18 protein-coding genes are annotated in these 14443 nt (G+C 71.6%); 3 read left to right on the top strand and 15 right to left on the bottom strand.

Features of this window, described 5'->3' with window-relative positions; all coding sequences use genetic code 11:
- Positions 1-16: 16 nt before the first annotated feature.
- The 14 genes from BLR91_RS19030 to BLR91_RS18965 form a co-directional block, all read right to left on the bottom strand.
- Entirely contained in the window at positions 17-253 is a 237-nt protein-coding gene (locus BLR91_RS19030; RefSeq protein ID WP_089878980.1) for a DUF6457 domain-containing protein, read from the bottom strand.
- Positions 240-830, bottom strand: a complete 591-nt coding sequence (gene mobA, locus BLR91_RS19025) for a molybdenum cofactor guanylyltransferase (RefSeq protein ID WP_157694707.1) — start codon at positions 828-830, stop codon at positions 240-242. The genes BLR91_RS19030 and mobA overlap by 14 nt, the downstream gene beginning before the upstream one ends.
- The gene (locus BLR91_RS19020; RefSeq protein WP_089878988.1) at positions 827-1159 is read right to left on the bottom strand and encodes a histone-like nucleoid-structuring protein Lsr2; all 333 of its coding nucleotides are present in this window, start codon (positions 1157-1159) and stop codon (positions 827-829) included. The genes mobA and BLR91_RS19020 overlap by 4 nt, the downstream gene beginning before the upstream one ends.
- A 75-nt stretch (positions 1160-1234) precedes the next feature.
- The gene (locus BLR91_RS19015; protein WP_018192664.1) at positions 1235-1771 is read right to left on the bottom strand and encodes a DUF6328 family protein; all 537 of its coding nucleotides are present in this window, start codon (positions 1769-1771) and stop codon (positions 1235-1237) included.
- Complete coding sequence (locus tag BLR91_RS19010; protein ID WP_089878992.1) at positions 1768-2247, bottom strand: CinA family protein; 480 nt, start codon at positions 2245-2247, stop codon at positions 1768-1770. Before BLR91_RS19010 ends, BLR91_RS19015 begins: the two co-directional genes overlap by 4 nt.
- A gap of 161 nt (positions 2248-2408) precedes the next feature.
- Positions 2409-2615: a CDGSH iron-sulfur domain-containing protein gene (locus BLR91_RS19005; RefSeq protein ID WP_018192667.1), complete on the bottom strand. Its 207-nt coding sequence runs from the start codon at positions 2613-2615 to the stop codon at positions 2409-2411.
- Positions 2612-3649: an iron-containing redox enzyme family protein gene (locus BLR91_RS19000; protein WP_442911250.1), complete on the bottom strand. Its 1038-nt coding sequence runs from the start codon at positions 3647-3649 to the stop codon at positions 2612-2614. Before BLR91_RS19000 ends, BLR91_RS19005 begins: the two co-directional genes overlap by 4 nt.
- Positions 3650-3765: 116 nt before the next feature.
- Complete coding sequence (locus BLR91_RS18995) at positions 3766-4743, bottom strand: glycosyltransferase (protein ID WP_089878999.1); 978 nt, start codon at positions 4741-4743, stop codon at positions 3766-3768.
- Between the two features lie 10 nt (positions 4744-4753).
- On the bottom strand, positions 4754-5098 hold the full coding sequence (locus tag BLR91_RS18990; protein ID WP_020076334.1) for a PRC-barrel domain-containing protein: 345 nt from the start codon (positions 5096-5098) through the stop codon (positions 4754-4756).
- Complete coding sequence (locus BLR91_RS18985) at positions 5085-5489, bottom strand: hypothetical protein (RefSeq protein ID WP_089879002.1); 405 nt, start codon at positions 5487-5489, stop codon at positions 5085-5087. The genes BLR91_RS18990 and BLR91_RS18985 overlap by 14 nt, the downstream gene beginning before the upstream one ends.
- Positions 5486-6718: an NRAMP family divalent metal transporter gene (locus BLR91_RS18980; RefSeq protein WP_018192672.1), complete on the bottom strand. Its 1233-nt coding sequence runs from the start codon at positions 6716-6718 to the stop codon at positions 5486-5488. Before BLR91_RS18980 ends, BLR91_RS18985 begins: the two co-directional genes overlap by 4 nt.
- Entirely contained in the window at positions 6715-7164 is a 450-nt protein-coding gene (locus BLR91_RS18975; protein ID WP_231918993.1) for a hypothetical protein, read from the bottom strand. Before BLR91_RS18975 ends, BLR91_RS18980 begins: the two co-directional genes overlap by 4 nt.
- A gap of 58 nt (positions 7165-7222) precedes the next feature.
- Positions 7223-7528, bottom strand: a complete 306-nt coding sequence (locus tag BLR91_RS18970) for a hypothetical protein (protein WP_018192674.1) — start codon at positions 7526-7528, stop codon at positions 7223-7225.
- A 160-nt stretch (positions 7529-7688) separates the two neighbouring features.
- Entirely contained in the window at positions 7689-10646 is a 2958-nt protein-coding gene (locus tag BLR91_RS18965; RefSeq protein ID WP_089879008.1) for a hybrid sensor histidine kinase/response regulator, read from the bottom strand.
- A 258-nt stretch (positions 10647-10904) separates the two neighbouring features.
- Between BLR91_RS18965 and BLR91_RS18960 the strand changes: the two genes are divergently transcribed.
- Complete coding sequence (locus BLR91_RS18960) at positions 10905-11552, top strand: response regulator (RefSeq protein ID WP_089879011.1); 648 nt, start codon at positions 10905-10907, stop codon at positions 11550-11552.
- Here the strand turns inward: BLR91_RS18960 and BLR91_RS18955 are convergent.
- Positions 11549-11734, bottom strand: a complete 186-nt coding sequence (locus BLR91_RS18955) for a hypothetical protein (RefSeq protein ID WP_231918992.1) — start codon at positions 11732-11734, stop codon at positions 11549-11551. The two genes, BLR91_RS18960 and BLR91_RS18955, sit on opposite strands and share 4 nt — an antisense overlap.
- A 260-nt stretch (positions 11735-11994) precedes the next feature.
- Between BLR91_RS18955 and BLR91_RS18950 the strand changes: the two genes are divergently transcribed.
- Complete coding sequence (locus BLR91_RS18950; protein ID WP_089879015.1) at positions 11995-13200, top strand: EfeM/EfeO family lipoprotein; 1206 nt, start codon at positions 11995-11997, stop codon at positions 13198-13200.
- Entirely contained in the window at positions 13197-14426 is a 1230-nt protein-coding gene (gene efeB / locus BLR91_RS18945; RefSeq protein ID WP_089879019.1) for an iron uptake transporter deferrochelatase/peroxidase subunit, read from the top strand. The genes BLR91_RS18950 and efeB overlap by 4 nt, the downstream gene beginning before the upstream one ends.
- The last annotated feature ends 17 nt before the right edge of the window (positions 14427-14443 follow it).

The raw sequence follows: 14443 nt of genomic DNA, 5'->3' as shown, positions 1-14443 counted from the left end.
GTCAGGAGGATCGCGGTCAGGAGGATCGCCTCTCGATCGCCGCGTTCAGCGCGGCAACGACCTCGGCCAGCGGCTGACCGCGTCCCACCGCCATGCCGGCGATGAAGGTCGTCAGCGGAGCGGCGGGACGCGCGATGCCGTGTGCGGCGTCTCGCGCGAGGTCGAGCACTGTCGCCACGTCGCCCGGCGCCAGGGAGACACCCACGGCTTCGCCGGCCTCCTCGGCCCAGGAGTCGAGTTCAGACGGTTCCATGCGTGCGCTCCTCCGAGGCTGTCCGGTCGGCCGACGGGAGGTCGGCCGGGGAATCGATGTCCGCGTGCACGTCGGCAAGCGCACGGTGTCTGCCGTCGACGACGCCGAGAAGCGCAGAGGCGGGCAGCCCATCGAGGGCGCCTCTCTCCGTGCGCAGCTCAGCGATGCGGCGTTCCAGCACGGCACGCGGCGAGCGGGCGAGCAGCCACTGGGGACTGCCGTCGGCGTCGGTCAGGACACCCGCGTCGATGCTGCGCAGAGCGCTGATCGCGGAGGCGGGGTTCGCGAGGTCGGCGGCCAGGATCAGGACATCGGTCGCGGGGGATGCCGCCAGCGCGTCCACCCCCGCCGCCACCGCCGCGCACGGGCCGCCCCACCGGGGGTTCTCGGAGACGGCGATGTGCACGCCCTCCGGCGTCTCCGAGGCCGAGACGAGCACGACGACATCTGCTCCGCGGGCGGCGTCCACCGTTCGTTCCAGCAGCGTGCGACCGTCGATCACGTGCCGCAGCTTGTCCGACCCGAAGCGCGTCGAGCGGCCGCCCGCCACCACGATCACCGCCTCGCGCCAGGTCACCGGGCGGGCCGCCCCGTCCGGAACGCGTCGACGACATCCCGCGGGATCTGGCCCCTGCTGCCGACCTCGACGCCGTTCTTCCGCGCCCACTCGCGGATGGCCCGGCGCTCGTCCGGCGACGGCGGGGCGTCCGATGCGGGAGCGTCGTTGCGACCGGCCGCCTCGATCCACTTGGCGAAGTCCGCCCGCAGCTGGTCGGCGTGCTCGGAGGACAGGTCGATGACGTACTGCGCGCCCGCGAGCGAGAACTCGATGGTCTCGCCCTCGCCTTCCGGGATCACGGACTGGTCGAGATCGTCGATCAACTGGTAGGTGACTCGCTTGGCCATATCCATCCCGCCACTTCGTCGATTGGATGCACCCCGCGGGTGCGCTTGTCGCGAAGCCTACCGGTGACGCGCGCCTCAGCGACCGGCGACGTGCGCCCTCCGCTGAGCCCGGACCACCAGCGGCAGCACGACCCAGATGACGATCAGCACGATGAAGACGCAGCTCGCGGCGATGATGCCGGCGGGCGGCGCGAGCAGGAAGTCGACGATGAACAGCACGATGCCCGTGAACAGCAGGGATGCGGCCGCCAGGCACACGATCAGGATCTTGCTCCCGAGGCCCACTAGCTCCGTCTTCGCCTTCTGCCGGAAGAGGAGTCGGTGCAGCGCGACCGGCGCGAGGGCCAGCAGCGTCACGATCACCGCGAGGAAGACGAGGACGAGGTAGACCACCACGTCGAATGGCGCCAGCTGTGCGAAGCGCTGCTGGAACGGCAGCGTCAGCAGGAACGCGGCGAGGATCTGGGTCCCCGTCTGGAACACGCGGAACTCCTGCAGCAGCTCGTTCCAGTTGCGGTCAGCGCGCTGGGCGGTCGTCTCGTCGCGGCCGTCTCCCGGGTCGGCATCCGCGCCTTCGCTCTCGGGCGCATCCCACACGTCGTCGTTCGTCATCGTCGCTGTGCCTCCAGATCGCGCGCCATGGCCGCCAAGGCGGCGTCGACCGTGGCTCGGACGACCTCCTCGGGGTCGCCGTCGAAGTGGAGCTCCTCGACCTGCGGCGCGTCCGGCCGGCCGTGGGCGAGGAAGACCGTGCCGGCCTCCCTGCCCTCCTCGGGCCCGGGGCCGCCCGCGCCGGTGACCGCGGCGACCAGGTCGGCGCTGAGCAGCCTCCCCACGCCCGACGCCATCTGCTCGGCGCACTCGGGCGTGATCACGGGGCCGGGCGTCACTCCGAGCACGTCGAACTTGACGTGCTCGGAGTAGGCGACCACCCCGCCGGCGAACCAGTCGCCTGCCTGCGGGGACGCGCCGAGGGCCGAGGTGATCGCGCCGCTGGTCAGCGATTCGGCGACCGCGATGGTGACGCCGGCGGAGGAGGCGAGGTCGGCGATCGTCTCGCCGAGGTCGGTGTCGTTCTCCGTCGTCATGCAGGAACCTTAGCCGTTGTCGCTGTCGCCCTCGTCGCCTTCCGCCTGCGAGGGCTTGTCGACGATCTGCTGCTCCGCCTCGGTGTTCTCGTCGTGGCGGTCGCCTTCGGTGTTCTGGGGGTCGGACATGTCCGCTCCTTCTCTCGTGTGGTGGGTGGTCTTCAGTGGTCGGTGCGGAAGTGCACCGCTTTGTGGCTGCCGTCGCAGAACGGCTTGATCGTCGAGACGCCGCAGCGGCAGAGCGCCACCGTGCGCCGGTGCTGCTCGATCGGTGTGCCGTCGGGTGTCGTCAGGTCGATGTGACCGCGCACGAGCAGGGGGCCGTCGGGGCAGGCCACGATCACCGGCTCCTCCTCGTGGGCCGTCATACCGCCACCGCCACGGGCTGGCGGAGCGAGCTGCGGCCCGCTTCGAAGCTCTCCAGCATGTGCTGGCCGGCGAGGCCGTCCACGTAGAGGCAGGCGGCGGCGCCGAAGACGATGTCGGGCAGGAGCTCGGGATGCTGCTCGGCGAGACCACCGGCGAGGTCGCGGCCCGCGATCTGCTCGTGCACCGCATCCGCCTCGACGTGCTCGTCGTAGTACCACGTGACCTCGTCGTCGTGACCGAGCCGCCGGAACCCGTTGCCGTAGAAGCGGTTCGGGATGGACGAGGTCATCTCGAATGCCGCGAGGTGACCGGTGATGGCGCCGCGGAGGCTGCGGTTGAGGCCGAACATCGACATCATCGTGAACGACGCGAGGGTGATCGCGGGCACGTTGTCGATGTAGGCGCCGTAGCTGTCGTCGAGCCCGAGGTTGCGCATCGTGCGACCGAAGATCTCCGCGTGGATGCGGTCCGGGCGCCCGGCGCCGTACTCGTCGGACTGCACCTCCACGAGCGCCGCCTTCGCCCGGCCGGTGAGGCGAGGGATGGCCCAGGAGTGCGGGTCCGCCTCCTTGCGCGTGTAGATGGAGCGGTGGATGACGAACTCCACCGCCTGCTCCTCGGTCGCCTTCTTGGCGAGGAAGCGGGAGAGGCTGGGGCCGCCGTCCTCCGAGGTGAGGTCGAACAGGTAGGCGGCGACCGCATCCGCGTTCGGCTCGGGCAGGTCGCCGACGGGGACGCGCTCCCGCAGCTGGCGCTCGAACACGCGCTCGATGGCTCGGCGGGTGCGCAGCAGGTCCGGGTTCCACTCCCACTCGTCGTCGGCTTCGACGGTGTCTCCGTAGTGGAGGCCGTAGAGCAGGAGGAGGGTCAGCTGGAGGTCCTCGTCGGCGAGGAGGTCCGGCTCCGCTGCGAGGGCGGCGGTGGCGTTCTCAGTGAAGCGGACGACGTCGTCCGATGCGGCGGAGGGATCGGTTGTGAGCGCGTCCAGCAGCGCCTCGCTCACCGGCCCCCGCGGGGTGATGCGTGGTGTCATACCCCCAAGCAACCGGGGGAAGCGCGCTGGGTCAACCGGTTGCCTGGGCGCCGCTTCGGTGCGTGCGCGTCAGAGTTGGCGCTCGATTCGTGCCGAATGTGCGGTTCGGCGCGTCGTTAGCGCACATTCGGCACGAATCGTCGGCTTGATGAAGCACGGCGGAGAGTACGGAGGGGGGTCGCCGCGCGCCGGAGGCGGCCGTCCGAGTACCGGACGCCGCCGCGGAGGCGAGCACCGACGGCGAGCCAGACGCAGACGGCGCGCTCGGCCAGCCACGCCGGCGCCCACAGTGCAGCCGTCGCCGGGAACAACCGACGTCCTCCCGCCCGGCGCCGGCCCACCTCGGCGAGCGCCATCACGGCGAGCACCCCCGCGAGCAGGCGCCCAGGACGCCGCAGCGAGGCGAGCGCGAGGGGCAGCATGGCCAGCTCGGCCGCCAACCGCGCCGGCTGCGCGAAGTCGTCGTAGGCCTGCCGCACCCGCTGCCGCAGGAAGTGGCCGACCTCCGGCGGCCGCCGGACGACGCCGATCCAATCGGCCGCGATCACCCGTCCCCCGGCCGCCTGGACGGTGCGGATGAGCTCCAGGTTCTCGAAGAGCACGTCGCCGTCGTACCCGCCGGCCGCGAGCACCAGCGAACGGCGGACCGCGAGTGTGCCGGGATAGTCGTGACGGAGTGCGCGGTTCAGGAGACTGCGCCCGGTGTCCCAGCGCGCATGCCACGGCGCGGGGTCGAACACGTTCTGCGGCCGCACGAGGTCACCGGCGTCGAGCATCCCGACGACCGCGCGCAACGCTCCCTCGTCGTACCGGACGTCGTCGTCGGCCAGCACGACACGGTCGTGGCGGGCGGTCCGGAGGCCGGTCATGACCCCGGCGACCTTGCCGTTGTGACCGGGCCACGGCTCGGCGGGGAGGTGCCGGACTCCCGGCGGGAACGCCCGGGCGTGCGCGCTGAAGCGTTCCTGCTCCGACCCGTCGACCACCGTGACGTCGATGAACTCACGCAACCTCGTCAGGTACGCGACCAGCTCCGCGAGGCCGGCGTCGTCCGACCAGCGGAGCGGCAGCACGTATTCGGCATCGAGACGCATCCGGCGCCCCTCAGGACTCCGAGGAGTCGAAGCGCGGCGAGTACAGCGTCGCGCCCGGACGCAGCCGGATGACGTCGTCACTGAACGACGCGAGGTCCGGCCACAGAACCAGCACCGAGCCGCGCGCACGCCAGCGCAGGAAGCGGGCGATCAGCGCCGGCGCATCCACATCTCTCCGCTCGTAGCCGGCGAACGATTCGTGGGCGTGCGGGCTCACCACCAGGCCGTGCAGTCGCGCGGCGGCGAGCAGCCCGTCGGGCGGGCCGTCGAGCGCGAACCGGGCGTCGACCACGACGCCGAGCCGCTCGCCTTCCGCGGTCAGCACCGGGCTGCCGAGCAGGTCACTCAGGATCATGACGACCCCCGGGGATGCGCGCGATCACGTGGTCGCGCATCCATCGTTCGGTCCAGCTCGCGTCGAGCGAGTCGGCCGCGACGCCCACCCTCACGACCGTTCCCGGGTCGGCGACCACCTTCCACGGGATTCGGATGAACCGGGAGTCGGGAAGCCGCCCGCCGAAGACCCGGGTCAGCAGGATGGGACCGGTGAGCAGCGACTCGATGATCGGCGGGGAGTCCGGGTCGAGGTGCTCCAGGTCGTCCGGCGTGGTCAGCTCCAGATCGTCGACGGTGCTGACCGGGACGGCGTCGGGGTCGAGGATCTGCCGGTCGAGGAGATCGAGCCCGGCGTCCAGCACACGGCCGGCGACGGCCGGCGCCGGCGGAAGGTGGCTTTTCTGCGTCATGCTCCTGCTCCCGTCACGATCATGAGGGGGATGGCGGCGATCGACGCCACCAGGATGAGTCCGAGGTAGATCAGGCCGAAGAAGTTCGTCGCTCTGCCGTTGACCTCGTCCCCCATGTATTTGGGGTCGTTCGCGACGATCAGGATCGGAAGATACGTCAACGGCAGGGCGATCGCCGAGAACACCACCGAGAACTCGGTCACCTGTACCGGGTCGACGCCGGTGAAGAGGATGCCGAGGGCGACCACCAGCGACAGGATCATCACGGCGTGGAACCGCGACGCCGAGGCCGGGCGCCGGAACTTGCCCCACGGCCAGCCGAAGAACTGCCCCAGCGTGTACCCGCTCGACAGCGTCACCTCGAGGGCGGCGCCGAAGGTCGCGGCCACGAAGCCGAGGATGACGATGATGAGCCCGATCTTGCCGAGCGCCTGCGCCACGGGAAGCGCCGTCTCGAACAACGACTCCACCTGGATGCCCTTGGGGAGGAGCACGACCGTGGCGCACGCGGCAATGGCGAGCGACAGCAGACCGCCGAGGGGGAAGCCGACGAGCACGTTGAGACGCGACTGAGCCAGGTCCTTCTTCTTCCACTTCTCCTCGATCGCGCCGGACGAGAAGAAGAACACCTCGTAGGGCGTCATCGCCGCGCCGAACAGCGCGATCGCGTAGTACCAGTACGTCGCGGGCGTCTCGTCGGTGTGCGGCGACGGCTGGAGCAGCACCTGCGAGCCGAGGGCGGACCAGTCCGGGTGGAGGAAGAACAGGGCGACGGCGAACACGACCAGGGCGAGGCCCAGCAGCCCCGTCACGTTCTCCATGATCGAGAACTTGACCCGCCAGATGACGATCCACACCGCGATGGCCGCGACGGGGAACCAGAGCACGGGCTCGATGCTGGAGGCGAGCTGAAGGGCGAGCGCGATACCGCCGATCTCCGCGGTCAGAGTCAGCAGGTTGATCAGGAACGAGGCCGACAGGTTCGCGAGGGCCATCCGGGCTCCGAGCCGCTCGCGGATGATCTCGAAGGTCGCCCGGCCGCTCACCGCGGCGACCCGTCCGGACATCTGGGCGAACAGGCAGATGCCGACCACGCCGACGAGGACGACCCAGGTCAGCGTCATCCCGAACCGCGACCCGACGACGCTGTTCGTGACGAGGTCACCGATGTCGACGAATCCGCCGATGGCGGTCAGCACGCCGAGCGCGACGGCGAAGATCCCCTTCATTCGCGCTCCAGCCGCTGGGATGCCGCCTGCAGCTCCTGAGCGAGCCGATCGAGCTCGCGGCGCTGCCGGTCGACCGTGGCTGCCGAGTCCGTGCCGGACGCCTGGGCCCGCTGAGCGGCGGTCACCACATCCTGAGCCGCCCGGATGTCGGCCAGCACGCTGTCGCGCCTGGCGCCGATCCCGCCGATGGCGGTCATCGTCGAAACCGTCTGCGCCTCCTGCGCCAGGCGGTCGGCGACATCGGTCAGACCGGTGTCCTGCACGGTCGACAAGATCTGGTCCTGCTCGTGCAGGCCGAGCACGAGCCCGGCTGCGCGGGCGGCCGATGCGGCGGTTCCGGCGGACTGGGACAGGGAGCCGCGTGCGCTGTCGTCGGCGGAGCAGCCCACGAGCACGCCCGCCACCAGCAGCGCCACCGCCCCCGTGGCGATGTGTCGATGCTTCACGCCGAGGACTGTACGCGCGCTGTGAGAACGGTGAAAGTGGTGCTGCTGCGGCGGACTCCTACACGTCGGGCGCCGTTCGTGCGGGGACGTCCGGGCGGAAACCCGCCGTCGCCTCCTCGTAGGTGGTGTGCCTCCGCGCGGGGTGCGAGTCCGCCGGTGGTGGCACTTCGGCCCGGCTCAACGCGTGCAGCACCAGCTTCTCCACCAGGGCTGCTGCTGTGGTCTCGCGTGAGCGTGCGATCCGGACGAGGGCGGCGTACTCCTGCTCGCCGAGGCGGATCGTGAGGGGCATCCCAGCCGGGGCGCGGCCCGGCCCGTGAACGGACGCCGGTTCCGTCATCTCGGCGCTGTGAGATTCCTTCATGTCCGAAGCCTTACACAAGAGAGCGCTCTCCCTGGCTAGTCGATTTGTTCGCACGACGCACAGCCGTCCGGTGGTCTCGTTGCACTCGCCGGTCGTCACCGGCGAAGATCGTGTGCGTCGCGCGCAGGCGCCGTCCCGTTCCCCCCGGTCCACGACGGCGTCAGCGCGACACCTCCGCGGCGGGATCCTGGTCTTCGGGTGGCCAGGATCCCGCCGCCATAAGCCTCAGGCCCTCCTCCAGCCGCTCCCGGATGTCCGCCACCGGGACGATGTCGGCGCCGAACGAGAGCGCCATCGCCGCGGATGCTGCCGCCCCGACGATCCGGTGGATGCGCGGCTCCGACGCCCGGTCGCCCAGGGCCAGCTGGGACGACTCGGCTGCCACCGTCAGCGAGGCCCGCAGGCGTTCCCGCTCCGCCTCGGAGAGGAGCCCCGCCTGCAGGGCGGCGACCGCCTCCCGCAGCGCCGGCTCGACGAGGGAGCGGAGGACCGCCTCCGGGGCGAGGCCCCTCTGCTGCTTCAGCGCGGAGTCCAGTGTCGCGAGCAGGGCGGCAGGGGTGAACGGCTTGGCCAGGAAGTACGCGCCATCGCGCTCGACCGACGCTCGCGCAGAGGGACCGGGCAGCATCCCGCTCATCAGCACGATCGCCGCCCCGGGCTGCTGCTCCGCCACCATCCGGGCGATGCGTTCGCCGGGGACGCCGGGCATCATGATGTCGGTCACGACCGCATCGAAGCGGCGGCCACCGGCCAGCAGCTCGAGCGCCTCCGGGCCGCCCGCGACCTCGGTCACGAAATCGTTCTGGTCGAGGGTCTGCCGCACCAGCTCGCCGATCGCTGCCTCGTCGTCGACGACGAGCACCCGACGGCCGGCTCCGCGCGGCACGGCCGGCGCACGCACCGGGGAGCGTCCGTCTGCCTCTCCCTTTGCCTGGGGAAGGACGAACGCGATCGACGTGCCGGCGCCGGGAGCGGTCTCGACCTGCAGCTCGCCGCCGTGCGCCTTCACGATGGCGGCGGAGGTCGGCAGGCCGAGGCCGGTTCCGCTCTCCTTCGTCGTGAAGAACGGCTCCAGGATGCGGCCGGCCGTCCGCCCGTCCATCCCGACCCCCGAGTCGCGCACCTCGAGTCGCACTCCGGCGTCGCCGGCGGCCGCGCGCACGGTCAGCACGCCTCCCTCGGGCATCGCGTCGCGGGCGTTCGTGATCAGGTTCACCAGCACCTGGAACAGCTCGGTGTCGTCCCCCGTCACCGGCGGCAGCTCGGCGGGCGCATCCACCACCAGCTCGATGGAGCGCGGAAGCGTCTCGCGGCAGAACCGCTCGACCTCCCGCAGCAGGGCGCCCAGGTCGACCGGCTCCCGCCTCCCCTCGGAGCCGCGTGCGAACGACAGCACCTGACGGATCATCCCTGCCCCGCGCTGCGCCGCCGCATCGAGGGTGTCGAGCAGGTCGCGTCTGCGCGCATCCTGTTCGTCCTGCCGGAGCAGCTGCACCGACATGAGGATGGGCGTGAGCACGTTGTTGAGGTCGTGGGCGATGCCGCCGGCGAGGGTTCCCAGGCTCTCCAGCCGCTGGGTCCGGATGCGCTGCTCCTCCTGCCTGCGATGTTCGGTGATGTCCGAGTTGACGGCGAAGACGGTCACCTCGCCGTCCTCTCCGCGCGACAGCTGCCAGCGGCAGTCGGCGATGAGCAGCGAACCGTCGACCCGTCGCTGGCGCAGCTCGCCCACCCAGAACCCGTCGCGCATCAGCGCCTCGGTCGCCGCGTCGAACTCGGCCGGGTCGTCGTAGAGCAGCTCGCGCACGGAATGCCCCACCGCCTCGGACGCCGGGATGCCGTAGATCGCTTCCGCGCCGCGGTTCCAGTAGCGGATGACGCCGCCGAGGTCGCGCACCAGGATCGCGTCGCGCGCGGCGTCCAGCAGGGCGGCCTGCGACGCCACCCGCCGCGTGTACTGCTCGAGCGTGCGCCGGGCCTCCTGGTCCTCGGTCACATCCCGGACGATGATCGCGATGCCGCCTTCGGTGGGATGCGCGTCCACCTCGAACCAGCAACCCCACTCCGGCGAGTACGCGCGGGCGCTCCCAGCGACGCCGCGGTCCATCGCGTCGCGGTAGATGCCCTCGAACGCGCTGCCGAGCGCGGTCGGGAACATCTCCCACACGGTCCGGTCGCGCAGCCGCGTCTCGTCGATCCCGCCGAGCTGCAGCGCCCACGAGTTCGCGAACGTGAACCGCCAGGAGCGGTCGACGAAGCCGATGGCGTCGTGCACCTGGTCGAGCGAGTTCCGCAGCAGACGCGCCATCGCCCGCTGCTCCTCCCGGTGGCGCACCAGTGCGGTGACGTCGTGGAACGCACCGTGAATGCGGACCACCTCGCCGTTCTCGTTGCGCTCCGGCTCGCCCACCAGGTGCGCGTGCACCAGCCGGCCGGACGCGTCGACGATCGTGGCCCGCACATCCAGAGGGTCACCGTGGAGCGCGGTGCGCTGGAACGCGGTGCGCACTGCGCGACGGTCCTCCGGCTCGAACAGCGCGAGCGCCTCCGCGTCCAGCGGCACGCGGCCGGGCTCCATCCCGAGCAGGCGGAACAGTTCCTCGCTCCACTCGACACCGCCGGTCGTCACGTCGACGACCCACCCGGCGAAGCCGGCGATGCGGGCCGCCATGCGCACCAGCGCCTCGTTGCCCGCAGCCGCCGCGGCCGAGCGCTCCACGTCGCCGATGTCGCGGGCGATCGCCAGCACGGCCGCCACCGCGCCGTCGGTGCCGCGCAGGGGGATGATCGTCACATCCAGCGAACGCATGCGGCCCTCAGGCGTGAGGACGCGCGTGACGTACCGCCGATTCTGGCCGGCGAGCGCCTCCTCGAACCGGGCGAGCGTGTAGCCGAGGGAGTCGGGATGCAGCAGCCGAGCGAACGACATCCCCGTCAGCTCCTCGGCGGAATAGCCGGTCAGGTCGGCGAGCGCACGGTTGCACTCGACGAAGGTGCCGTCGACGTCGACGACGCACACGCCGTCCGGGTGACCGTGGAAGAGCGCGTCCAGCCCGTTCAGCCGCAACGCGTCGGACGGGGTCGTCTGCGACGCGCGCGGAGGCTTCGGCTGGGGCATGGGGGGATTGTAGGCGGACTTTCGGGCCTACACTGACGGCCATGGGCACGGAAACCCCGGGCCGGGAGGTCCTCGCGGTCGCTGACGACCCGCTCCCCCGTGGATGTTCGCTGCGCGAACGCCCGCGCCTCCTCGGCCGCCGGGGACGCGACCACGCTCAGCCGATACTGGTCAGGAGCGGCTGCCTGACCCGACCTGCTGAGCTCGCCGCGTGGCGTCCACCTCTGGGACGGTGACGAAGGGGCAGGAGCCAGAACCATGACCGACATACCCCCGCGAACACGGACCCTGCGCGCCGTGGTGGCCGACGACGACGTCTTCACGGCCTCGATGGTCGCGTCCGCACTCCGCTCCACCGGCATCGAGACCTCCCAGGCCACGAGCGCGGCCGACGCCTGGGACATCATCGCCGAGGTCGAGCCGAACGCCGTTGTCACCGACCTCGACTTCGGCGGAGGCGACTCCGGGGCAGAATTGCTGTGGCGCGTTCACCGCGAGCAGCCGTGGGTCGGCCTCGTCGTGCTCACCTCGCACCTCTCCCCGCAGCTGGCGGTCGGCGACGGCACCCTCCCGCCCTCGGTCGTGTACCTGGTCAAGTCGCAGGTGAAGGATGTGGATGTGCTGGTCGCCGCGGTCGACGCGGCGATCGTCGGCGGCGAGCACCAACTCGCCGAACCCGACGACGACGTCCGCACGGTCACGCGGGCACAGGCGGAGGTGCTGCGCCTTGTCGCCTCGGGCGCATCCACCCGCCGCATCGCCGCCGAACGCGGGACGAGCGTCCGCGCCGTCGAGACCATGCTCGGCCGCCTCTACACGGCACTCGGGGTGGATGCGGACGAGCAGGCCAACCCGCGGGTGACGGCCGCGCGCATGTGGCAGCAGGGGCGCGTGCGGATCCGCTAGCGCCCGGTCACGAACCGGAGGAGGCGCCTCAGCGCGCCCTCGCGCGGCGGCGGCGCCACGTCGTCGGTCACCGCGTCGTCGTTCTCGGCGAAGCCGGAGTAGCCGCAGTCCTGGCAGACCAGGAGGTCGCGGTGCACGGCCAGGCCGGCGCCGTAGTAGGGGTTGCTGACGAGTCGGGCCACCCCACGGCACTGCGGACAGCTCGCCTCGCGCATCGCCCCTCCTCTCGTCCGTCCCATCATGCGCCCGCTGGCCCGCTGAATCCTGCCCGTTTGTTCGGCACCCGAACGTATTCGACGCATCCTCACCCCCCGTCCGGGGGCATACCGGTGACGGTCCGATGAACAGCGGGTGAAGCGGGGCACGGCACGCCGGGAGCCACTTCTAGGATCGCTGACGCCGGACCGTCGCCGGCGTCCGACCCCACAGGAGCCCTCCCCCGATGTCGACCCGCGCCCGGCTCGCCGCTTTCTTCGCGGCCCTCGGAGCGCTCGTCGTCGTCGCGACGATCCTGACGATCGCGTTGCGGCCGGTGGCCGTCGCGCCGAACGCACCCGATGCGTTCGACATCACCGCGGGGATGGACGACTGCGGCCGTGGATGGGGCGAGAGCGGCGCCCCGAGCGGCGCGGCCGCCTCCGGTCTGACCGTGCACGGCGGCGACCAGACCTTCACGGTCACCAACACGACCGTCGGCGGCATCGAGGTCTACGTGCAGGCCGTCGACAGCAAGCGCGTCTACCTCGACCTCGAAAGCATCGGGGCCGGCGCCCACGCAACCGCACGCGTCACGCTCGGCGCCGGCCGCTACCGGTTCGTCTGCCTGCCCGCCGACGCCGACCCCGTCCACGGGCCTGTCGTCACGGTCGGCAAAGCGCCACCGGGCTCGCCGCTCACGCCCGGCATCGTGCCCGTCACCCGCAACGACCTCATCCCGGTCGCCAAGGCATACACCACGTGGGTCGCCTCCCGGCTGCCCGCGCTCCGCCAGCAGGTCGCCGCCGTCGCGGCCGACGCCGAGGAGGGCGACTTACCGGCCGCACGAAGCGACTGGCTGACGGCACACACCACCTACGAGACGCTCGGCGCGGCGTATGACGCCTTCGGCGAGCTCGGCGACCAGCTCGACGGACTCCCGCGCACAGATCCGACCGGTTTCCACCTCGTCGAATCGCAGCTCTGGCGCGGGGATGCGGCGGCGACGGTCGCCGCATCCGCTCACGACCTCCTCGCCCTGGTCGACCGGCTGCAGACCGAGTTCGCCGGCGTCCAGCTCGACCCCGGCGATGTGGCGCTCCGGGCGCACGAGATCGTCGAGGACGCCATCCAGGACACCCTGACCGGTGCGACCGATGCCGGCTCCGGCACGTCGCTGGCGAGCGTCGACGCCGAGCTGACGGGTGCGGAGCAGGCGCTCGCACCGCTGGAACCGGTGCTGACCGGGCGATACGAGCAGCTCGGTGACAGCCGGGCCGCCCTCACCGCCGCCCATGCGGTCGTCGAGGCCCATCGCGCGCCCGACGGCACCTGGACGCCACTCGACCAGCTCAGCCGAACGGACCGCGAGCACGTGGATGCGGCTCTCGACCGCGCCGCGGAACTGCTCGCCCCGGTCGCCGCCATCTGCGACCCGAGGAGGGACTCATGACGCCCATCGACCGCCGCGGCTTCCTCCAGGCGGGTGCCATCGGAGCGGCCGGCGCCGCCGTCGCCGGAGTGGGCCTCACGACCGACGCCCGAGCCGCGGCCGCCTCTCAGCCGTCAGCCGCCCATCCCGCCTCCCTCCCGTTCCACGGACAACACCAGCAGGGTATCCTCACCCCGCCGCAGCGCGAGGCGTCGTTCGTCGCGCTCGACGTCACCGCCGCATCCCGGGCCGAGCTCGCCGACCTGCTGAAGACGATCACCGAGCGCGCGCGCTTCCTCACCACGGGAGGCACACCGCCCGACCCGGGGCTCGTCGCACCGCCGCGCGACTCGGGCGTGCTCGGGCCGACCGTCGTCCCCGATTCGCTGAGCGTCACGCTTTCGGCCGGCGCTTCGCTGTTCGACGAGCGCTTCGGGCTGGCCGCGCGGAAGCCCACCCGGCTGCGGACGATGGACGAGTTCCCCGACGACGCCCTCCGCCGCGGGGTCTGCGACGGCGACCTGCTGCTGCAGGTGTGCGCGGCCGACCGGGATGCGGTCACGCACGCCGTCCGCGAGATCGCCCGGGCGACCCGCGGTGCCATGCAGGTTCGCTGGCGGCAGGACGGCTTCGTTTCGCCGCCCCGCCCCAGCGGCACGCCGCGCAACCTGATGGGGTTCAAAGACGGCACGAGCAACCCCGACACCGGGAACGCCGCCGAGATGGCGCGGCTGGTCTGGGCGAAAGCCGGCGACGAACCCACGTGGGCGGCGGGAGGGAGCTACCACGTCGTCCGCGTCATCCGCATGCTCGTCGAGTTCTGGGACCGCGTGAACCTGCACGAGCAGGAGAACATGATCGGCCGCCGACGCGACAGCGGCGCCCCGCTCACCGCCTCCGCCGAGTTCGACGATCCGCACTTCGAGAACGACCCGACCGGCGACGTCATCCAGCTCGACGCGCACATCCGGCTCGCCAACCCGCGCACGAAGGACACGGACGACCAGCGGATGCTGCGCCGCGCCTACAACTACGACGGCGGTCTCGACGCCAACGGCAACCTCGACATGGGCCTCGTCTTCGTCGCCTTCAACCAGGACCTCGACCGGCAGTTCGTCACCGTCCAGAAGCGCCTCGCCGGCGAGCCGCTCACCGACTACATCCAGCCCTTCGGCGGCGGCTACTACTTCGCGCTCCCCGGAGCCCGCGACTCCTCCGACTGGCTCGGGCGCACGATGCTCGCCTGACCAGTGGAGGCCGCCCG

Origin of the sequence: Leifsonia sp. 466MF (assembly GCF_900100265.1) — a bacterium.
Classification (GTDB): domain Bacteria; phylum Actinomycetota; class Actinomycetes; order Actinomycetales; family Microbacteriaceae; genus Leifsonia.
The sequence above is the reverse complement of the archived record's forward strand: the minus strand, read 5'-3'. Positions and strand labels throughout refer to the sequence as shown.

Excerpts from the sequence above, each read along its gene's own strand:
- BLR91_RS18970 (WP_018192674.1), bottom strand. The coding sequence starts at position 7,528 with ATGAAGGAATCTCACAGCGCCGAGATGACGGAACCGGCGTCCGTTCAC.
- efeB (WP_089879019.1), top strand. The coding sequence starts at position 13,197 with ATGACGCCCATCGACCGCCGCGGCTTCCTCCAGGCGGGTGCCATCGGA.
- BLR91_RS18950 (WP_089879015.1), top strand. The coding sequence starts at position 11,995 with ATGTCGACCCGCGCCCGGCTCGCCGCTTTCTTCGCGGCCCTCGGAGCG.
- BLR91_RS19020 (WP_089878988.1), bottom strand. The coding sequence starts at position 1,159 with ATGGCCAAGCGAGTCACCTACCAGTTGATCGACGATCTCGACCAGTCC.
- BLR91_RS18980 (WP_018192672.1), bottom strand. The coding sequence starts at position 6,718 with ATGAAGGGGATCTTCGCCGTCGCGCTCGGCGTGCTGACCGCCATCGGC.
- BLR91_RS19005 (WP_018192667.1), bottom strand. The coding sequence starts at position 2,615 with ATGACGGCCCACGAGGAGGAGCCGGTGATCGTGGCCTGCCCCGACGGC.
- BLR91_RS19010 (WP_089878992.1), bottom strand. The coding sequence starts at position 2,247 with ATGACGACGGAGAACGACACCGACCTCGGCGAGACGATCGCCGACCTC.
- BLR91_RS18995 (WP_089878999.1), bottom strand. The coding sequence starts at position 4,743 with ATGCGTCTCGATGCCGAATACGTGCTGCCGCTCCGCTGGTCGGACGAC.
- BLR91_RS19015 (WP_018192664.1), bottom strand. The coding sequence starts at position 1,771 with ATGACGAACGACGACGTGTGGGATGCGCCCGAGAGCGAAGGCGCGGAT.
- BLR91_RS18965 (WP_089879008.1), bottom strand. The coding sequence starts at position 10,646 with ATGCCCCAGCCGAAGCCTCCGCGCGCGTCGCAGACGACCCCGTCCGAC.
- BLR91_RS18990 (WP_020076334.1), bottom strand. The coding sequence starts at position 5,098 with ATGATCCTGAGTGACCTGCTCGGCAGCCCGGTGCTGACCGCGGAAGGC.
- BLR91_RS19000 (WP_442911250.1), bottom strand. The coding sequence starts at position 3,649 with ATGACACCACGCATCACCCCGCGGGGGCCGGTGAGCGAGGCGCTGCTG.
- BLR91_RS18985 (WP_089879002.1), bottom strand. The coding sequence starts at position 5,489 with ATGACGCAGAAAAGCCACCTTCCGCCGGCGCCGGCCGTCGCCGGCCGT.
- BLR91_RS19030 (WP_089878980.1), bottom strand. The coding sequence starts at position 253 with ATGGAACCGTCTGAACTCGACTCCTGGGCCGAGGAGGCCGGCGAAGCC.
- BLR91_RS18960 (WP_089879011.1), top strand. The coding sequence starts at position 10,905 with ATGACCGACATACCCCCGCGAACACGGACCCTGCGCGCCGTGGTGGCC.